At 38.4% G+C, this 18,138-nt stretch carries 23 protein-coding genes and 1 tRNA gene; 22 read left to right on the top strand and 2 right to left on the bottom strand.

From position 1 onward, the window contains the following. Positions 1 to 52: 52 nt before the first annotated feature. A complete protein-coding gene (locus IR083_RS04505) occupies positions 53 to 868 on the bottom strand; it encodes a hypothetical protein (RefSeq protein ID WP_194223408.1) in 816 nt (271 codons plus the stop codon). Between the two features lie 34 nt (positions 869 to 902). On the opposite strand from IR083_RS04505, the gene gldG reads away from it, so the two are divergent. From gldG to IR083_RS04415, 19 genes are all read left to right on the top strand, one after another. Continuing rightward, positions 903 to 3,296 carry a gliding motility-associated ABC transporter substrate-binding protein GldG gene (gene gldG / locus IR083_RS04500; RefSeq protein ID WP_194223407.1) on the top strand — a complete coding sequence of 798 codons (2,394 nt, stop codon included), beginning with the start codon at positions 903 to 905 and terminating at the stop codon, positions 3,294 to 3,296. Between the two features lie 407 nt (positions 3,297 to 3,703). After that, a complete protein-coding gene (gene ligA, locus IR083_RS04495; protein WP_194223406.1) occupies positions 3,704 to 5,701 on the top strand; it encodes an NAD-dependent DNA ligase LigA in 1,998 nt (665 codons plus the stop codon). Between the two features lie 39 nt (positions 5,702 to 5,740). Next, positions 5,741 to 6,883, top strand: coding sequence for a galactokinase (gene galK / locus IR083_RS04490; protein ID WP_006799388.1), 1,143 nt, complete (start codon positions 5,741 to 5,743; stop codon positions 6,881 to 6,883). Between the two features lie 151 nt (positions 6,884 to 7,034). After that, positions 7,035 to 7,544, top strand: coding sequence for a DUF6913 domain-containing protein (locus IR083_RS04485; RefSeq protein WP_006799386.1), 510 nt, complete (start codon positions 7,035 to 7,037; stop codon positions 7,542 to 7,544). Between the two features lie 83 nt (positions 7,545 to 7,627). Continuing rightward, positions 7,628 to 8,521: a 4-hydroxy-tetrahydrodipicolinate synthase gene (dapA, locus tag IR083_RS04480; RefSeq protein WP_044215870.1), complete on the top strand. Its 894-nt coding sequence runs from the start codon at positions 7,628 to 7,630 to the stop codon at positions 8,519 to 8,521. Between the two features lie 91 nt (positions 8,522 to 8,612). Further along, positions 8,613 to 8,686: transfer RNA gene (locus IR083_RS04475), tRNA-Arg, on the top strand. 297 nt (positions 8,687 to 8,983) lie between these two features. Next, on the top strand, positions 8,984 to 9,622 hold the full coding sequence (locus tag IR083_RS04470; protein WP_194223405.1) for a DNA polymerase III subunit beta: 639 nt from the start codon (positions 8,984 to 8,986) through the stop codon (positions 9,620 to 9,622). A 1-nt stretch (position 9,623) separates the two neighbouring features. After that, positions 9,624 to 10,106 carry a DNA polymerase III subunit beta gene (locus IR083_RS04465; RefSeq protein WP_052303076.1) on the top strand — a complete coding sequence of 161 codons (483 nt, stop codon included), beginning with the start codon at positions 9,624 to 9,626 and terminating at the stop codon, positions 10,104 to 10,106. 3 nt (positions 10,107 to 10,109) lie between these two features. Then, positions 10,110 to 10,433 carry a hypothetical protein gene (locus tag IR083_RS04460; RefSeq protein WP_006799379.1) on the top strand — a complete coding sequence of 108 codons (324 nt, stop codon included), beginning with the start codon at positions 10,110 to 10,112 and terminating at the stop codon, positions 10,431 to 10,433. Continuing rightward, entirely contained in the window at positions 10,430 to 10,579 is a 150-nt protein-coding gene (locus tag IR083_RS24605) for a hypothetical protein (RefSeq protein WP_006799378.1), read from the top strand. Before IR083_RS04460 ends, IR083_RS24605 begins: the two co-directional genes overlap by 4 nt. 105 nt (positions 10,580 to 10,684) lie before the next feature. Beyond that, positions 10,685 to 11,047 carry a PcfK-like family protein gene (locus IR083_RS04450; RefSeq protein ID WP_006799374.1) on the top strand — a complete coding sequence of 121 codons (363 nt, stop codon included), beginning with the start codon at positions 10,685 to 10,687 and terminating at the stop codon, positions 11,045 to 11,047. A gap of 3 nt (positions 11,048 to 11,050) precedes the next feature. Next, positions 11,051 to 11,710, top strand: a complete 660-nt coding sequence (locus IR083_RS04445; protein WP_194223404.1) for a hypothetical protein — start codon at positions 11,051 to 11,053, stop codon at positions 11,708 to 11,710. After that, entirely contained in the window at positions 11,707 to 13,035 is a 1,329-nt protein-coding gene (locus tag IR083_RS04440; RefSeq protein WP_006799372.1) for a PcfJ domain-containing protein, read from the top strand. Before IR083_RS04445 ends, IR083_RS04440 begins: the two co-directional genes overlap by 4 nt. Continuing rightward, the gene (locus IR083_RS24440) at positions 13,001 to 13,180 is read left to right on the top strand and encodes a hypothetical protein (RefSeq protein WP_006799370.1); all 180 of its coding nucleotides are present in this window, start codon (positions 13,001 to 13,003) and stop codon (positions 13,178 to 13,180) included. The genes IR083_RS04440 and IR083_RS24440 overlap by 35 nt, the downstream gene beginning before the upstream one ends. A gap of 8 nt (positions 13,181 to 13,188) precedes the next feature. After that, on the top strand, positions 13,189 to 13,383 hold the full coding sequence (locus IR083_RS04435) for a hypothetical protein (protein ID WP_006799369.1): 195 nt from the start codon (positions 13,189 to 13,191) through the stop codon (positions 13,381 to 13,383). Beyond that, positions 13,384 to 13,611 (top strand): hypothetical protein, encoded by a 228-nt coding sequence (locus IR083_RS04430; RefSeq protein ID WP_006799367.1) that lies wholly within the window; start codon positions 13,384 to 13,386, stop codon positions 13,609 to 13,611. A gap of 12 nt (positions 13,612 to 13,623) precedes the next feature. Further along, positions 13,624 to 13,896 (top strand): hypothetical protein, encoded by a 273-nt coding sequence (locus tag IR083_RS04425; protein ID WP_006799366.1) that lies wholly within the window; start codon positions 13,624 to 13,626, stop codon positions 13,894 to 13,896. Between the two features lie 257 nt (positions 13,897 to 14,153). Beyond that, positions 14,154 to 15,512, top strand: a complete 1,359-nt coding sequence (locus tag IR083_RS04420; protein WP_006799365.1) for a replicative DNA helicase — start codon at positions 14,154 to 14,156, stop codon at positions 15,510 to 15,512. Between the two features lie 11 nt (positions 15,513 to 15,523). Beyond that, positions 15,524 to 16,096: a hypothetical protein gene (locus IR083_RS04415; RefSeq protein WP_194223403.1), complete on the top strand. Its 573-nt coding sequence runs from the start codon at positions 15,524 to 15,526 to the stop codon at positions 16,094 to 16,096. A gap of 51 nt (positions 16,097 to 16,147) precedes the next feature. Here the strand turns inward: IR083_RS04415 and IR083_RS04410 are convergent, their stop codons facing one another. After that, positions 16,148 to 16,324 (bottom strand): YodC family protein, encoded by a 177-nt coding sequence (locus tag IR083_RS04410; protein ID WP_006799361.1) that lies wholly within the window; start codon positions 16,322 to 16,324, stop codon positions 16,148 to 16,150. Positions 16,325 to 16,416: 92 nt separating this feature from the next. Between IR083_RS04410 and IR083_RS04405 the strand changes: the two genes are divergently transcribed. From IR083_RS04405 to IR083_RS04395, 3 genes are read left to right on the top strand one after another with little or no spacing between them, the layout of a single operon-like run. After that, a complete protein-coding gene (locus tag IR083_RS04405; protein ID WP_194223402.1) occupies positions 16,417 to 16,917 on the top strand; it encodes a phBC6A51 family helix-turn-helix protein in 501 nt (166 codons plus the stop codon). Beyond that, a complete protein-coding gene (locus IR083_RS04400; RefSeq protein ID WP_242052363.1) occupies positions 16,901 to 17,221 on the top strand; it encodes a hypothetical protein in 321 nt (106 codons plus the stop codon). Before IR083_RS04405 ends, IR083_RS04400 begins: the two co-directional genes overlap by 17 nt. Before the next feature lies 1 nt (position 17,222). After that, the gene (locus IR083_RS04395; protein ID WP_194223401.1) at positions 17,223 to 18,131 is read left to right on the top strand and encodes a sialate O-acetylesterase; all 909 of its coding nucleotides are present in this window, start codon (positions 17,223 to 17,225) and stop codon (positions 18,129 to 18,131) included. Positions 18,132 to 18,138 lie beyond the last annotated feature (7 nt).

The raw sequence follows: 18,138 nt of genomic DNA, 5'->3' as shown, positions 1-18,138 counted from the left end.
TTTTTATATGTTTTAGTTTGTTAAATACTACAATTAAAATTAAAACACAAACTTAATATATTTTGTTTAATTTAATTTTAACGGCCGTCGGTTTATTTTCATCCGATATTGTGTAGCTTTCTATACATATACTATCGGGCAGGTTTATCATAAAAGGAATCACCTCCCGGTTAGGGGTAATGGCATCACCTTCATTTAGATTGAGAATGTATCCTTCCATCTGTATGGTGTCGTTATGTATATTGTAATCTATAGCCAGCATATCGTTATGCACTTTAATATACATGCTGACAGGTGCGCTGAGCCTTACTTTTTCTATAATCTCTTTATACTTTTCTCCGGAGAAGAATGTATTTTCGGGATCAGAGTTCAGAATGTTTTCAACAGGCTTGTAATGATGGCTTACAAAAAACAGCCCTTTATAAAAAGAATATACAAGGAATTCACTATTGGTTAGTGCATGTATATATATTTCAGCATCTTTATATTTTACTATTTTAGGAGGGAAGGGTAAGGATATCTGTTTATCGATATATTCCCTTATTGCGTATTCCTGCTCATGGCTGGTCTTCATCGCCAACAGCATTTTTCCATTGGCATACTTTGATATTATGACCGGATAATGGATGTTATCACCTAAGGTTTCTATTAACCGGGACAAGGATGGCTCGTACAGAAACAACTTTTCGAAGTTATATCCCCTGTTTATATTTATTACTTCCGTAGCCTGAGGTGACACATAACTGTACAGGTCTGTATCGAAAGATTGCCTGTTATACTTCAATCTCCGGTACATCTGCCATCCGCCAATAAGAATAGTGATTATCAGAACAAATAAAATAACTATCTTTATCCTCCGTTTAGTCATAGATAAGTAAAAGAATGTATTCTTACAAAGATATATGAAAGCTTTAGTATTAAGAGAACTTAAATCTGTTTTTTGCACCCCTGCGGGCGCTTTTTTTGCTTTGGCTTTTCTCTTAATAATAAGTGTGATGCTTTGGGCATTTCCAGGTAGATACAATTTTATCGATGGCGGATATGCGGATATGAGCCACTTCTTCGGCTTAGCGCCTGTCTTATTTGCTATATTGATACCTGCACTGACAATGCGTTTGTTTTCAGAAGAAAGGAAAACTAAAACTCTCGATATACTGAAGGCCAGGCCGGTAAAGGCTTCTACAATTTACTTTAGTAAGTTCCTGGCTACTTTTGTCTTTGTGCTGGTTACCCTTCTGCCTACTCTCATTTATGTCTATTCATTGTATCAGTTGTCGAATCCGGTAGGAAATATCGATTTAGCGAGTATCGCGGCATCATATATTTCTCTGATATTAATAGCTTTGGTATTTATTTCCATCGGATTATTGGGATCTGTGACCACAAAGAATCAGGTAGTTGCGCTTATCGTATCCGTTTCTCTCTGTTTATTTTCTTTTTATGGATTCGATCTGCTGTCGGGCTTCTTCTCTTTGGGAAAAATACAAGCCGTAACAGCTTCTTTCGGATTGGCGGAACATTATAAGTTGATGCAGCGGGGTGTGATAGAAGCCGGAGATCTGCTGATAGTGGCAAATTACCTGATTATATTCATACTCTTGTCTATCTTATATCTGAAACAGAATAAGCCGCGAATGCTAATTTCTTTGGCGTTGACGGTGCTGACTTTAAATATAGCATTTCTTTTTATCCCAAATTTCAGATTTGACTTTACGGCTGATAAGCGTTACACATTGAACGATTATACCAAAGATATACTGGAGCGGGTGGGGGACAAGAATCCTTTAACGGTGAATGTTTACCTGACAGGCGACTTAAATTATGGTTTTCAGCGTTTGAAAAATGCTACAACAGATTTGCTTTCAGATTTTAACCGATATGCCGACGATAATATCAATATCAGATATATAAGCCCCTATGAAAGTGGCAAATCATTGGATGAGACATTTGAATCCTTTTCTTCAAACGGAATGACCGGTATCATGCTGAACGAAGTAGACCGTGAGGGGAAAGCCAGCAGGAAGATGATCTATCCTTACGCGCAGGTTACAAACGGGAGAGATACATTGGTGGTTTCCCTACTCAAAAATGTAGCTGGTAATACGGCTGAAGAAAACCTGAATGCATCTATTGAAAGCCTGGAATTTGAATTTATTGATGCTATGCGTCTGTTGGATCAGGAGAATGTTAAGAACATAGCTTTTATAGAGGGGCATAATGAACTGCCCAGAACATATGTGTATGATGCAGAAGAATTATTGTCCAAATATTATTCTGTCAATCGTGGCGAAATAGGTGATAATATAGAGATACTGGACGACTTTGCGGCGATTATTATTGCCGGCCCGCTATCAAAATATACCGAGGCCGAAAAGTATATTATCGACCAGTATATAATGAATGGAGGGAAGGTACTGTGGCTGATAGACGGTGTGTATTATTCGCATAAGGATCTGGCCCTGACCGGACAATCGGCTACAATGAAGAATGAGGTAAATCTTGACAACCTGCTATTTACCTACGGGGTGCGTATAAACCCCGATCTGATACAGGACAGGCAATGCGTATCCACATATCTGGTTGCCGATGAAAAGACGCAGGCCGAGACGCTCTTGCCCAGTTTTTTTCAACCCCTGCTGATTCCTTCTCCAAACCATCCTGTAACCAAAAATATAAGAGATGTAAAAGCAGGCTTCACCAGTTCTATAGATGTAGTGAATAATTCGCCTGCCGTGAAGAAGAATGTATTATTGACAAGTTCGGCAAATGCTCATTTACTACAGGTTCCTGAAATAATTGATTTTGATGTAGAACGTATACAGGATAAGCCGGATTATTTCAATCAGCCGTTTGTAGCTGTCGCGGTAAGCCTCGAAGGTGAGTTTACTTCGGCATTTATAAACCGTTTGGTACCCGATAGTGTACATGGTGTGAATAAAAGTATAGGTCAAAGTACACATACAAAAATGATAATTGTTTCATCTTCCGATATTATCAGTAACGATATACAGGGGCAAGGGCAAAGCTCCCGGGTATTGCCAATGGGATATGACAGGGTATCGGAGCAGCAATACGGGAACCGTGATTTTATCGTGAGTGCTGTTAACTGGCTCACTGATGAGGATGGATTGATGTCGTTGCGCACAAAACAACAGAAACTCTATATATTGAATAAGAAAGAAGCCCTTGACAGCAGGGATAACTATATGGTGCTGAATATTGGGTTTCCTGTTTTGTTTATGGTTTTTCTTATGGGAATTATTTATATTTACAGGAAAAGAAAGTATGAAAAATAAGCTACTTTATAGTTGATTAAAATAGAATTGATTTATCTATAATAGTATGGCCGCTGGCCGCTAATTTATTGAAATATTGAATGGAAAGCGATAAGCTAAAAAATAACAAAAAGTGTCAGGTTTGTCAAGTTTTTAGTTCCGTGGGGAGGTTATAGCATAATTGAAAAATGGGGAAAAACTGACAGATGAAAAAAACTGTGAAATGTGTCAAGTTTGTCAGGTTTTTAGAAAATAGTTATGGGTTAAAAGGTGGAAATTACCTGAATGAAAAATATGTATTCTCTGTTTATTGCTAACTGATAACCGTTTATCGCTAACATATATCCGCCAAATCTGAAAAATAACTAATTATTTGTTTGGTAAACCTATTTCTTTCTATATTTGTATATACACTTTTAGCATTAATAATGGACCATATAAAACAGCAGATAGAAGCTCTCAGAGAAGAGTTGAATAAACATAATCACGACTATTACGTACTGTCTTCACCTACAATATCTGATTTCGAATTTGATAAAAAATTAAAGGAATTATCTGAATTGGAAACCCTGCATCCGGAGTATTTCGATGCTAATTCACCGACTCAGCGTGTAGGTAGCGATATCAATAAATCATTCAGGCAGGTGATACACAGATATCCTATGCTTTCGCTTGGGAATACTTATACCGAAGCCGAAGTAACAGATTTTTACAACCGTGTACAAAAGGGGCTGAATGATGAGTTTGAAATAGTCTGCGAACTCAAATATGACGGAACATCCATATCCCTGACATATGTAAACGGCGAACTGACACAGGCGATAACCCGTGGCGACGGCGTACAGGGGGATGACGTAACAGCTAATGTGCGTACAATTCGTAGTATTCCATTGCGTTTGCATGGCAATGATTACCCTGCCGAATTTGAAATACGCGGCGAGATACTCATGCCTTGGTCTGTCTTCGAAGACCTGAATAAAGAGAGGGCAGAGCAGGAAGAGGCGCTTTTTGCCAATCCGCGTAATGCAGGTTCGGGTACACTCAAGCAGCAAGACCCTAAGATTGTAGCTTCGCGCAAGCTCGATTCTTACCTTTATTATATGCTCGGAGAGAATCTGCCGACTGATGGACACTACGAAAACCTGATGAAAGCAAAGGAATGGGGTTTCAAAATTTCGGATGCAACAAAAAAGTGTAAGACTCTGGACGAGATATTTGCTTATATTCACTATTGGGATATTGAGCGTAAAAATCTACCTGTAGCTACCGATGGAATCGTATTGAAAGTGAATTCGCTTACGCAGCAACGGAATCTCGGGTATACATCGAAGTTTCCGCGTTGGGCGATAGCATTCAAGTTTCAGGCCGAAAAGGCGGTGACCACCTTGGAATCTGTCTCTTATCAGGTGGGTAGGACAGGGGCTGTTACTCCTGTAGCCAATCTGAAGGCTGTGAAACTGTCCGGAACCACAGTCAAACGTGCTTCTCTCTACAATGAAGACTATATAAATCTGCTCGATTTACATATCAACGATCAGGTGTATGTGGAAAAAGGCGGTGAAATCATACCTAAAATAACCGGGGTAGATACTACCAAAAGAGGAATCTTCGATGAAAAGGTAGAGTTTACCAAAAACTGTCCTGAATGTGGTACTCCTTTAGTGAAAGACGATGGAGAAGCAATTTATTACTGCCCCAATGACATATCCTGCCCGCCCCAGATAAAAGGGCGCATAGAGCATTTTCTTACCCGCAAGGCGATGAATATAGCCGGAGGATCGGAAACGGTAGAGCATTTGTATAATGCGCGTCTTATACATAATATTGCAGACTTGTATACATTGAAATGGCAGGATGTATCCCGTCTTGAGCGGTGGGCCGAGAAAAGCGCCAGAAATCTTGTGGATAGCATCCATGCATCGGTTTCGGTACCTTATGCCCGTGTTCTTTATGCTTTGGGTATCCGTTATGTAGGAGAAACCGTGGCTAAAAAGCTGGCTCTCGCATTTCCTAATATAGATGCGCTTATGGCTGCCTCGGCAGAAGAACTGGTGCAAGTGGATGAAATTGGTGACAGGATAGCACAAAGCATTGTCAGGTATTTCGGCGAAATAAGCAATGTAGAGGTGGTCAATAAACTGAGAGAGTTTGGCATACAATTTGAACTTAGTGAGGATATCGTTTCTCAGCGAACAGAGAAGTTGAAAGGCTTGTCGATCGTTATCAGTGGTACCTTTGAAAAACATTCACGCGATGAATATAAAGCCATGATCGAACAAAACGGAGGAAAGAACAGTGGTTCTATTTCTTCAAAAACAAATTACATACTCGGCGGTGATAATATGGGCCCGGCTAAGCTGGAAAAAGCTGAAAGTCTGGGTGTGCCTGTTATAAGCGAAGAGGTATTTCTGGAAATGATAAAATAAAGAAACTTATTTTTTATAAACCTAAATAAAAAAACAACCATGGAATTGAAACCAATCCAAGAAAAATTTAAATCTCTTTACGGGACTGATGGTGTAACATATACATCGCCCGGACGTATCAATCTTATCGGAGAACATACAGACTACAATGGTGGTTTCGTACTGCCCGGAGCAATAGATAAAGCTATGTATTGCGTGATTAAACCGAATGGTACACCGGATCGCATCAGGGCATACGCTATGGACTTGTCCGAAATGGACGAATTCGGACTGGATGATATTCCAATTAAACAGTGGGGTAAATACATATTCGGAGTATGCAACGAAATGATCAAGCGTGGAAAGAAAGTTGAAGGTTTCGACTGTGTGTTCGCAGGCGATGTGCCTCTGGGTGCAGGTATGTCTTCTTCTGCTGCTTTGGAAAGCTGCTTTGGTTTCGCAATCAACGATATGTATAACCTTGGTTTCGACCGTTTCGAACTGGCATTGATAGGTCAGGCTACCGAGCATAATTATGTAGGTGTGAAATGCGGAATTATGGACCAGTTTGCTTCATGCTTTGGTAAAGAGGGTTCGCTTATCCGTCTCGATTGCCGTTCTCTGGAATACGAATATGTTCCATTCGATCCGGTAGGATACCGTCTTGTATTGCTCAATACCTGTGTGGCTCACGAGTTGGCTTCTTCGGCTTATAACAAGCGTCGTGAATCGTGCGAAAATGCAGCTTCTTACATCCGTAAATATCATCCGGAAGTAGAATTACTTCGTGATGCTACCTTGGATATGCTGAAAGAAGTGGCAAATGAAGTCAGTGCAGAAGATTATATGCGTGCTGAATTTGTAATTGAAGAAATACAACGCTTACAAGATGCTTGTGAAGCATTGAAGAAAGGCGACTACGAAACTGTAGGTAAGAAGATGTATGAAACTCATATCGGATTGAGCCGTAAATATGAAGTAAGTTGCGACGAACTAGACTTCCTGAACGATGTAGCCCGCCAATGTGGCGTAACAGGCTCACGTGTGATGGGTGGCGGTTTTGGAGGCTGTACTATCAACCTTGTGAAGGATGAGTTACACGATAGCTTTATCAAGCGTGCGACCGAAGCTTATGAACAAAAGTTCAAAATCAAACCTAAAGTATACGATGTCGTGATCAAAGACGGCGCAAGAAAACTTTAATAATCAAGCCGGATTTTAGAGAAAACTAAATATAGGGCATTGATACTAATATTTATAGTTCCCTCGTTTATATTAAACGGGGGAATTTGATACACAACGCACAAACACTATACCAATAACAAAGATAATTTTTCACCATATATTCAGTCATATGTTTGGTTTTAAGGTTAAAAAGAAGATACATGCTGCCCTTGAGAGCAACAAACGTACACATGTTTTTCATAAACTGAACGATATGAAAAAAATCCTCATACTATTTACCCGTGAAGATTGGGATGAAGTCGTTCAAATCAGTCAGGATTTAGGAGAGAAGGGTAAAGAGGTTATTTTGTGGACGGTGCAAGCGGGAAAAGATGGAGGAAGTCAGGTGTATCCACCTGAAGTGAGGGTTATAGCTCAAAAAGATATTTCGAAATGGATGGGGTTGTCTTCCATCGTGATTGATGAATTCGAGAAACTCTCGTATGATACATTGTTGGATTTAACTACAAAGAATGATAAGACATTGCTGTTTTTGCTGGCAAATAATTCCGCCGAATTTTGTATCGGTATCAGGGAACAGGATTTTAAAGTTTATGACCTTATTATTCTTAAAGAGGAAGATGCTAATTTACTTGAAACATATGAACAGGTTAAATTTTACCTGAACAATATATGCTGAGGTGTAAATTAATTCTTAATTTTGCACAAACAAAATGCAGAAAGTCTTTTTGGAAGAAAAGACAAATGTCTTGAACTATTTTTATGCCTAGAATAAATCTCAGAGGAATGGGAGTTGCATTGATAACTCCTTTTAAAGACGATGAAAGTGTAGATTACGATGCACTGCTTCGCCTTGTCGATTACCAACTGCAAAATGGTACTGATTATCTTGTGGTGCTGGGTACTACAGCCGAAACCCCTACACTGACCGAAGATGAAAAGAAACAGATTGTAGAACTGGTAGTAAGCCGTGTGAATGGCCGCATTCCTATTATTTTGGGTGAAGGTGGTAATAATACGCGTGCCATCGTTGAGAAACTAAAGAAGAACGACTATGCGGGTATCGATGGCATTCTTTCCGTTGTGCCATACTATAATAAGCCTTCGCAGGAAGGTATCTATCAGCATTATAAGGCTATCGCAGAGGCTTCGTCGCTTCCAGTTATATCATACAATGTACCGGGCCGAACGGGGGTGAATATGACTGCCGATACGACATTGCGTATTGCTAATGATTTTCCGAATATAGTTGCCGTGAAAGAGGCTTCGGGTAATATGAGCCAGATGGATGAAATAATCAAGCGTAAACCCGAGAATTTCGATGTTATATCGGGAGATGACGGGGTTACCTTCCCTTTGATAACTTTAGGTGCTATAGGGGTTATTTCCGTTATAGGGAATGCATTTCCTAAGGAATTTAGCCGGATGACGCGTCTTGCCCTTGAGGGTGATTATAATAGCGCCCTTACAATACATCATAGCTTCAACGAATTATTCAATCTGCTTTTTGTGGATGGTAACCCGGCAGGAGTGAAATGTATGCTGAATATGATGGGATATATTGAAAATAAACTGCGCTTGCCTCTTGTACCTACGCGAATTACCACATATGAGCAAATAAGAAATGTCCTTATAGAGTTGAATATCAAGTGCTGATCAAGGTTTAGACAATTTTTTTGTAAAAAATCCTACTACAGATTTGGAGAATATACAAAACTATTTTACCTTTGCAACGCAATTAAGCAATGGCTACGTAGCTCAACTGAATAGAGCATCTGACTACGGATCAGAAGGTTGCAGGTTTGAATCCTGCCGTGGTCACTTTTGAAAAGTGAATAGGCGTGTAAATCAATGGTTTACGCGCTTTGTTTTTTATATACTTAGGAAAGTACTTAGGGAAATGAAGCATTTTACCACTCTTCAAAAATATTATAAAAAATAATTCGGAATAATTTGCATATGTAAAATATTATTGAATATATTTGAATCGAATGTTTGAGTCGAATTTCGTAAAAGTACGAGATTTGGCTTTTTTGTGTTTATATACCTACCTCGTACTTTTCTTTAAAAACCGCATCAGCACTTTGTCTGGTAGCCTACTAAAAACAATTAGGCACTATGACGACAATTTCAATTTCAAAATCAGAATTATTAAACCGGCTACAGTCGGTAAGTAAAATCATTTCGCCGAAGAATACGCTTCCGATCATAGACAATATTCTTCTGAATATCCAAGACGGAACAGTCAAATTCTCGGCAACAGATACACAAGGTCGGATAAACACTTCCATTGATGGAATATTGACCGATAATAATATATCGGTTTGTATCGAACCTAAATTATTAATCGAGGCCCTAAAGACATTGCCGGAACAGCCCCTTGCAATTTCTATTGACGATAAGTTTAGTACTACAATCAAATACAAAGGAGGTAAATTCGAATTGGTTGGTATATCACCCGAAGGCTTTCCTAAAGAAAAAGATGTTACCAATGCAAAGAGTATCTCAATCCCATCTAAAGTATTATTGAATGGTATTGAAAAAACAATCCTCTGTGCTTCTACCGATGATCTCCGTCCGATAATGACATCTGTCTATCTGTCTATAGCAGAAGAACAAATCAACTTTGTAGCCTCCGACGGTCATAAGCTTGCGCTGTTAGAAATTCGTGATGAATCAATGACAGAAAAGATAAGCTTTGCCCTCCCTCTTAAAAATCGCAACCATTCTAAAAGGTTCCATCAAACCATCCGATGAATTGATAAACATATTCATCAATGGTAATTCAGTCCGGTTCGAATATGGATCGGAAAGCATTGTTGCAACCTTGCTTGAAGGGAACTACCCAAACTACCGCTCTGTTATTCCGCAAAATAATGATAAGGTATTATCTATTGGTAAATCTGAGCTGAACGGAGCTATAAAACGTGTATCTGTTTTTGCTAATCAATCTAGCAGTTTGGTTAAGCTGGAACTATCGAATGATATCATAAAGCTTTCCGCCCAGGATATTGATTTCTCTACGGCAGCCGATGAAACCGTTGCTTGTGAGTATAGCAATAAACAAATAGCTATCGGCTTCAAAGGACATCTTCTTACAGAGCTAATATCTGCTATCCCTACCCCTAATATGCAAATGTCGTTCTCCGATCCAAGTCGGGCCACTCTCATTACTCCTGTTGATGATAAATCAGGAGATCAACTTACCTATTTATTGATGCCAATGATGTTAGCAGATTAAGCCATGACAAAGTCAGATTTAATCAGAAAGATAAAGCTCATTCTCAAGCACGATAATATCAATAAGGCTGAGAATGCCGGAGCCAAGCAAGGACTTGAAAAAGCTCTCGAGATACTGGAATCGAATCAACGTGATTTATCCGGATTGGATGAACTCGATACTACTCAAGCAAAAGCGATCGCAAAGTTTGCTATCGACTTTAATAACATGAAGCATAACGGTGAGTTCTTTGTCGCCCTCGGTGAATCTATCGAGGGAAAAGTACCTGATGAGCAATTCTACAAGAAGTTATGGAAGATTATGGACGAACAAAATAAGAAGTCATGAAAAAATTTCAAGATTTAGTTTTCGAAAGACATCGTATTGTGATAAATTCTCTCCCTGATTATAAGGATGCAAAACAAGCCATATTGGATTTCGATAATGGTTATGGAGTATCCGTTCTTATTGGTCGCTGTTATGAAAGGCGATAGTATATGTTACAGTACACCTATCACAGATGACGTTATTGGGCGGCTTACAGCTGAACAGGTATCAGACGTCATGAAGCAAATTCAAGAACTTAAAGACTAACAATCATGGCAACAAATAATTCACAACAAGACAGAATCAAAGTATATTTAGATAAGCGAGCAGAAGAAGATCCTCTCTTTGCCATAACGTATGCAAAGGAGAACAAAAACATAAAAGACTGCTGTTCCTACATAACCAGCCAGGCAAAAAAGCAAGTAATTAACGGCTGTGCGATGATCGAAGACGATGTTGTATACGGCTGGGCGGTTCATTATTACGACGAGGATGATATTAAAGTCGAAAAGACTTCAAATATTCGATCTGAGGTAAAGACTTCGGTTCCTAAAACAGAGGTTAAGAAAGAAGCTCCTAAAGCGAAGATCAAGCCTAAGAAGAAAGAAGATGTTAGAGAATATAGCTTGTTTTGACCTATGAAAGGAATATGCTTTATAGAGCCGTTACATGGCAAAACGGTCAAAAATATCAAGGTTCAGACAAGAAGGATTATCACTCCGCAACCTTTAGATATAGTTTGCTCTACAATTATCGATAATAAACTTTTATTCGCAACCAGAGACGAAAATGATGCATCAGTATTTATTGAACCTCGCTACAAAGTCGGTGATGTTCTTTATTTGAAAGAACCGTATAAGAAGTGGACTAGAGGATTGAGCGAAGGTAGGCACACATCAATACTCTATAAATATGGAGAAGAAACTCCATGTGATAAAGTCGGCACAGAAGGTAATTCTTATTATACCGATTGGAAAAACAAACTCTTTATGCCTGCATCAGCCGCACGTCACTTTATCAAGATCACAGAGGTAAGAGCCGAAAGATTACAAGATATAACCGAAGAAGATTGCAAAAAAGAGGGCATAATTGATGTAGAATTCTATCCTGATGAAGGATTTCCTCTAAATATTGGCCATACTCATTATGATGATGGGAAAAGCGTATTATACACGACCCGTAAAGAACCTTACAAAGCTCTTATCAATTCCATTGATGGCAAAAATACTTGGGATAATAACCCTTGGGTGTGGGTGTATGATTATAAACTGATTGACAGAAAGGAGGTGCAACCATGAAACCGAAAACAAAGCTTCAAAAGAGAGTCGCTGAATTGAGGACTAAACTACCAGCTATAACCGAAACTCAGATACAATATGCTTATGACAATTGCTTCGAGCATAATGGATATATGAATAAAAGAATTATATCCTGTCTCGATTGCGGTAACCAGTGGGAAGATAAACAACCTCCATTGTTAACTTCCATCGATGGTTGTATTTGTCCGAATTGCGGTATGAAACTGAAAGTAACCCATACCAAAAAGAAGAAAGATAAACAGGGTGCATACTATGGGGTGATAACCACGTGTGGAGAGTTTCAGGTAATCCGATTCATAGACGTGATGGCATATTATGAAACAGGCCAAAAGCCACACTATGCTTCAAATGAGATTGTACAATATTGGATATTACCGAATGGGGAATATGAGACAATGGCAAAACTCAGGTCCCAATTTTTTAGTTGTTATGGTGATTCATGGAGCTGGGCCAGCCCTATGGAAATCAGACCTAAAACAAATACAACCTGTTATTCTCTTATTCCTCCGAAAATATATCCTAATATGAAGCTGCTCCCGGAATTAAAACGAAACGGTTTTAAGGGAGGCTTTCACGGACTTGCTCCATTCCGGATGTTCTATCTCCTGCTCACGGATAGCAAAGCCGAAACTTTGTTGAAAGCGAAACAATACGGTCTACTGAAATATTATACTGAACATTCATATTCTGTTAATAATTACTGGCCTTCAATTAAAATATGTATCCGGAATAAATATAAAGTAAAAGATGCTTCCATGTGGAAAGACTATTTAGACTTACTAAATCATTTCGGTAAGGATCTGCATAATGCGAAATATGTCTGTCCCAAAGACCTGAGAAAAGCACACGACAGGTATGTCCGTAAACAAAGAGGCGTAGATGAACGCGAAGAGCTCAATGAAAAGAGACGAAAGGTTAAGGAACAGGAAAAAGAATTCAGGGAGTTAAAGAAACAGTTCTTCGGTATTTCATTTTCGGAGGGGAATATTACAGTTAAAGTTTTGACTACAGTTAAGGCCCACCTCAAAGAAGGGGATGTATTGCACCATTGTGTCTTTAGCAACAGTTACCATCTTAAACCGGAATCATTAATTCTGTCAGCAACCGTCGACGGTAAGAAAATGGAAACAGTAGAGGTGTCTCTAAAGTCTTTTACTGTAGAGCAATGTAGAGGCAAGTTCAATAATAATACGGCTTATCACAAGCGTATAATTGATCTTGTAAATAAGAACATGCATTTGATCAAAGAACGTCTTAAACCGAAAAAGAATGGAACTAAAAAAGATGTCACTGCAGCAGCTTAAACATGGTATAATTCGATGTGAGGCCAGATTGTCTGGTATTCTTCCAATTGGCTTAATGCGTACCGAACATCGTGTTCGTGAAGCTATGAGAGAATACCAGACTGAACTGGATAATAGAAAACAAAAAGAGTTAGATTTTAAATAATTAATGATATGGCAACAATATTGAAAATAGAAGATACCATTAAAGGTACGAATTTAGAAGTTTATCCATACTCAGACAATTCAGCGAAAGAAATTACTATATGGGCGAAGGAAGGTGAAAATTATATAGATATTGATTTGGATAAACAAGAGGTTGAAGAACTGATCGAGTATTTGCAGAAACGACTTAAAGAAATGTTTTAAATGGCTAGTAGATTTACAGAAACAGAAAAATGGAATGATGCTTGGTTAAGTGGACTTAAGCCTCTAAGCAAGCTCTTGTTCTTGTACTTGTGCGACCAATGTGATGTAGCAGGATTTTTAGAGATTAATATCCGGAAGATCTGCTTCGATCTGGGAATTGGTAAGCAAGAAGCTGAAAAGAGTTTGACGGAGGTTGAGACGCGACTTCTTTATTCAAAAGATAAATGATTTGTTTTTGTATTGAACTTCCTAAAACACCAAAAGAACCAAAAACTGAATCCTTCCAACAATGCCCATAGAGGTATTATAAAAAGATTAGAAGATAATCTTTTATTGTTTGATTTTGAAGATATTAATCAATTTGTAATTAGCCCCTCACTAGCCCCTAGTGAGCCCCTTTTAAGGGGCACTGGTAAAGGTAATGGTAATATAGGGGATAATATAGATAGTAATAAAGGGGGTGTGGGGGGAAAAGAGAAAGGAAAAGAGAAAGGAAAAGAAGGGGATACCTGACGAACATCTTACGATGTTTACAAAAATGATCAGAGAGAAGCCTATCAAAATTTGATATCTAACCAAGAATGGCTGGAACAGCAACAACGATATCACCCTAATCTGGATATAGAATTATCCCTAGAAAAAGCATGTGTTCAGTTTTGGGCATTAGAAGCCGGGTGGAAGCATAAAAAGAAGTCAAAGTCTGTCAATATTGATTGGAAATCAACTTTAGCTAGTGCTATTGATCTCAATAAAGTTTATAAACAAAAGCAATGAATTATCCATACGACATAGATTTAGAAAATATTGTTCTGGGGACTATTATTTCAAACTCTTTCGGATACGATGAAGTGCGGGATATTATCAATGAGGATTGTTTTTACAACGATTTCAATAAAAAGATATTCCAAATTTTCAAAGATATTGAATCGAAAGGAGAACAGCCGGATGCTATCATTATCGCTCAAGAATATCGAAAAAAATATTCAGAGATTAAAGTGGCTGAAATAATGAAAATTTGTGATAGTTCTTCCATGACAAATCTCTATTCGCATACATGCCGGTTGAATGATCTGTCAGCTAGACGAAAATTTGTTGATCTTGGTATGTATCTTCAATCGAAAGGACAATCTGAGCGAGACGATATTACAGATATTTCGTCTTATGCAAGCAAGTTCTTGGAGAATATTTATTCTTTTTCGGAAAATAACATTTCTACGATAAAAGATGCCGTAAAGTCTGTCTACAAGATCGTTGATGATAATAAATCGTCAAAATCGGTTTTGACTGGATCGCCTACCGGATTTCAGAAGATAGATAAGAAAACCGGAGGATTGCAAAAGTCTGATTTGATAATTATTGCAGCTGAAACCTCTCAAGGTAAGACTTCTTTAGCTCTATCGATACTGAACAATACGGTGAAGTATGGAACAAAGGCGGCTGTATATTCCCTTGAAATGAAAAAAGAACAATTGGCAGCTCGATTGATGTCAATGGAAAGTGGTATATCCTCCAGTCAGATTTTGTATACACCTCTTGATGACTGGCAGTTTGAAAGACTGGATAAATCGATAAACGGATTATGCAATTCATCTATCCTATTCGATGATAGAAGTACTTCAAATATTGATACGATTATAAGCTCTATCAGAGCAATGGTTTCTAAGTATCAAATAGATGGGGTTATCATTGACTATTTGCAGATTCTTAGTGTGAATATGAAAGGCAGCAATAAAGAACAGCAAATGGCCGATGTCGCTAGACGATTAAAGAATTTAGCCAAAGAACTGGACATTTGGATCGTCGCCTTATCTCAGCTAAATAGAGATAGTCAAAATCCGGTCCCATCATTGAATAGGCTCCGGGATAGCGGACAGATCGCAGAGGCGGCAGATGTTGTAATATTTGTATACAGGCCTGAGATATATTTAAGATCCTTCCCTGAGCCCTATGAAGATAAAGAAACAGAAGGCTATGCAATGATAGATGTAGCGAAAGGAAGAAATATCGGCTTATTAAAGATGCTATACAAGTTTGAAAAAGAAACGACACATTTTATCGATGTATATGAGAGCGATATACCAAATAAATCAATAAGTACGATCAAACAAGGTAATCAGTTACCCTTTTAAAATTACAGCAGATGGCAAAAGATATAATAAACAAATATATTTCCGAAAGGTATGATCGTTGGCTCGATTACGCTCGTTATCACTGTTCCCATGCAAACATGGTGGAAGAAGCCATCGACGTATTGAACGAAGTACTCGCCATGCTGATTGAGAAATGTGAGTCCAATGAATCTCATGTTCTAAAACTATACGATAGTAAGAAAGGACAATATAGAGAGCTTGATTTCTTTGTGCTTCAAATGATAAAATTGAACATACAATCACCGACTTCTCCTTGTCGTCATAAATACAAGTCTATTCCCATTGATGCAAAAATTGACTTTCAGCGTATGGATATAATAGATGAAGAAGATCCTGAGCAAGACAGATCTGCAGATATCTTACAGAAAATGCAAAAAGTAAGAAGCATATTCGACAATCTTCAATTATCGAAAAAGGCAAAGCGAGTATTTTCGTGGAAGTTTTTCGAGGGTAACAGTTTCTCAGAATGGGAAGGTCCTGAAGACAAGAAAGACCTGTATGATATTTACAACGGAGTACTCGAATTAATCAAAAACAAGTTGAATAATAGAGAGTTATTTTGAAATATAGAGAGAACTTCGCATGGTGTCGATCGATCTCTCTATATGGACTGCTTAATCTTCAATAAATCTGAGTGCCTCTAATTTAAAAGTATCAGATATTTTTTTCTTTTCATCAAACCATGTACAAACAGCTTTCGTCTCATACATATATTCTCCAATACTTTCTATTGTCATTGTTGGCCCACCAGACTTTAAGCAAACAATATCACCAATCTTTAATTCTGCCATACTTTTTAATTTAAATATGTTACATGATATTAACTACTTCAAATTTAAATAAAATAATTGATATTTATATTTTAGGGTAAAACAATTACTCTATGGCAAAGCATAATCAAAAGATTGTAAATCGTATCTGTGACTTGATAAGTAAGGACAGTTATACCATTGCCGAAATATGCGAAAAAGTTAAGATTTCAGAGAGTACATACTATGAATGGTTAAAAACCAAATCGGAGTTTTCGGAGGATATAAAAAAAGCCCAAGATAAATTAACTCAGAACCTACTAATAGAGTGCAACCGTTCCTTAGTGAAGCTTATTAAAGGCTATACTATACAAGAGAAGAAAACCGTTACAGCCGATACGGGCCGAAAAGACGAGAACGACAAACCGATCGTCAAAGTCAAAGAACATTCTGTCGTTGAAAAATACTATCCTCCAAGTCTTGGTGCTATTATACACTTTCAAACAAACCGTGATCCCGACAACTGGAAGAACCGGCAAGAAAACAAACTCTCGGGCGAGCTTGGCATCAAGAGTAACCTTGAGAACCTATCAGACGAAGACTTGCAAAACATTATAGATGGCAAAACTGAGTGACAGAGAGATACTCATAAGAAAAGCCGAAGCGGCCATCATACTGCGAAAGCGAGAGGCCCGGAGCGATTTCTGGGTTTATTGCTTGTATATGGACTCTTCGTTTTTTGCTAAGCGTCACTTCTTAAAGAAAGTCGCTGCAGCATTTATGCGTGTTTATCTGGCCTTCTCTAACAATATGATTTATCGACTGGCTGTCAGTATGCCACCTTGCGCCGGAAAGTCTTACATTTCGTCATTAGTTTGTTGCACACGTAGAGAGACAGGACGCCGAAAACGGAGAAACCCCAGCAGCCGGAACAGCTGATATGTTTATCAAGTCGTCCGAACTGAACGAAAATGATAATAAATATATTTTGTCCTCATGTTGCGCACGTGGTGCAACTACTGTCAATGAATTATCAAAGGGGACAACATGGTATAGTAATATCATTGCAGACGTAACCAACGGAAAACGGATAGCAGAGGCACAAGGCAAGACATACAGGCTCATAGCTGTGACCTGGACTCAGGGTGAATATGATTACGGCAATGGTATTGCTTATTATAAAGGTAAACTAAAACAATTGCGCAGCGACCTGATAAATGATGTTCACAACATTGCAGGCGATGATTATTCCGATCTGCCTTTCATTACCTATCAGGTATCATCTTCATATACGGCGGGTAAATCATACCCGGACATAGGGCTTGCATTGTTACAGCTTGCACAGGAAGAAAACAGCGGCTTTTATATGGCGACCCCTATCTATCAACTTCAATATGCGGACAGCTGGCATTTGAAGAATTTTTCTTCCAAGCTGATGGGTGATTATTACGGGTTAGCCTTGTTCAATGTCCTGTATGGCAATGGCTGGAAACCATTATATCCCGTATCTCATATTATATCGGGAAATAGTATATACCTGAAATTTAATAAAAAAGGATTGACATTCAGTAAGCCGCCCTATATAACCGCCACAATAACAAACAGAGGGCTTTCTCTGCTAAATGCATCGAGTGCCGAGATTATCCAGTCGGTAACCATCATAGAATCGGACACGATAGAAATAAAGTGTTCTCAAAGTCCTGCAGGGCTTACCCTGACATATGGCTTTGCCAACTCAAACAACAGAAACGCCGGAGAAATACGGGATAATTCGGATATGACTTATACGATTGCCGATGTAACATATCCTCTGTATAACTGGTGTTCAATATTCGAATATAAACTTTAAAAAAATA

The sequence above is a fragment of the Dysgonomonas sp. GY75 genome (assembly GCF_015234155.1).
In the GTDB taxonomy this organism is placed as follows: Bacteria; Bacteroidota; Bacteroidia; order Bacteroidales; family Dysgonomonadaceae; genus Dysgonomonas; species Dysgonomonas gadei.
This window is presented reverse-complemented; position numbering and strand designations above follow the sequence as displayed.

Coding starts and splice junctions, on each gene's coding strand:
- IR083_RS04505 (WP_194223408.1), bottom strand. CDS start 868: ATGACTAAACGGAGGATAAAGATAGTTATTTTATTTGTTCTGATAATC.
- gldG (WP_194223407.1), top strand. CDS start 903: ATGAAAGCTTTAGTATTAAGAGAACTTAAATCTGTTTTTTGCACCCCT.
- ligA (WP_194223406.1), top strand. CDS start 3,704: ATGGACCATATAAAACAGCAGATAGAAGCTCTCAGAGAAGAGTTGAAT.
- galK (WP_006799388.1), top strand. CDS start 5,741: ATGGAATTGAAACCAATCCAAGAAAAATTTAAATCTCTTTACGGGACT.
- IR083_RS04485 (WP_006799386.1), top strand. CDS start 7,035: ATGTTTGGTTTTAAGGTTAAAAAGAAGATACATGCTGCCCTTGAGAGC.
- dapA (WP_044215870.1), top strand. CDS start 7,628: ATGCCTAGAATAAATCTCAGAGGAATGGGAGTTGCATTGATAACTCCT.
- IR083_RS04470 (WP_194223405.1), top strand. CDS start 8,984: ATGACGACAATTTCAATTTCAAAATCAGAATTATTAAACCGGCTACAG.
- IR083_RS04460 (WP_006799379.1), top strand. CDS start 10,110: ATGACAAAGTCAGATTTAATCAGAAAGATAAAGCTCATTCTCAAGCAC.
- IR083_RS24605 (WP_006799378.1), top strand. CDS start 10,430: ATGAAAAAATTTCAAGATTTAGTTTTCGAAAGACATCGTATTGTGATA.
- IR083_RS04450 (WP_006799374.1), top strand. CDS start 10,685: ATGGCAACAAATAATTCACAACAAGACAGAATCAAAGTATATTTAGAT.
- IR083_RS04445 (WP_194223404.1), top strand. CDS start 11,051: ATGAAAGGAATATGCTTTATAGAGCCGTTACATGGCAAAACGGTCAAA.
- IR083_RS04440 (WP_006799372.1), top strand. CDS start 11,707: ATGAAACCGAAAACAAAGCTTCAAAAGAGAGTCGCTGAATTGAGGACT.
- IR083_RS24440 (WP_006799370.1), top strand. CDS start 13,001: ATGGAACTAAAAAAGATGTCACTGCAGCAGCTTAAACATGGTATAATT.
- IR083_RS04435 (WP_006799369.1), top strand. CDS start 13,189: ATGGCAACAATATTGAAAATAGAAGATACCATTAAAGGTACGAATTTA.
- IR083_RS04430 (WP_006799367.1), top strand. CDS start 13,384: ATGGCTAGTAGATTTACAGAAACAGAAAAATGGAATGATGCTTGGTTA.
- IR083_RS04420 (WP_006799365.1), top strand. CDS start 14,154: ATGAATTATCCATACGACATAGATTTAGAAAATATTGTTCTGGGGACT.
- IR083_RS04415 (WP_194223403.1), top strand. CDS start 15,524: ATGGCAAAAGATATAATAAACAAATATATTTCCGAAAGGTATGATCGT.
- IR083_RS04410 (WP_006799361.1), bottom strand. CDS start 16,324: ATGGCAGAATTAAAGATTGGTGATATTGTTTGCTTAAAGTCTGGTGGG.
- IR083_RS04405 (WP_194223402.1), top strand. CDS start 16,417: ATGGCAAAGCATAATCAAAAGATTGTAAATCGTATCTGTGACTTGATA.
- IR083_RS04400 (WP_242052363.1), top strand. CDS start 16,901: ATGGCAAAACTGAGTGACAGAGAGATACTCATAAGAAAAGCCGAAGCG.
- IR083_RS04395 (WP_194223401.1), top strand. CDS start 17,223: ATGTTTATCAAGTCGTCCGAACTGAACGAAAATGATAATAAATATATT.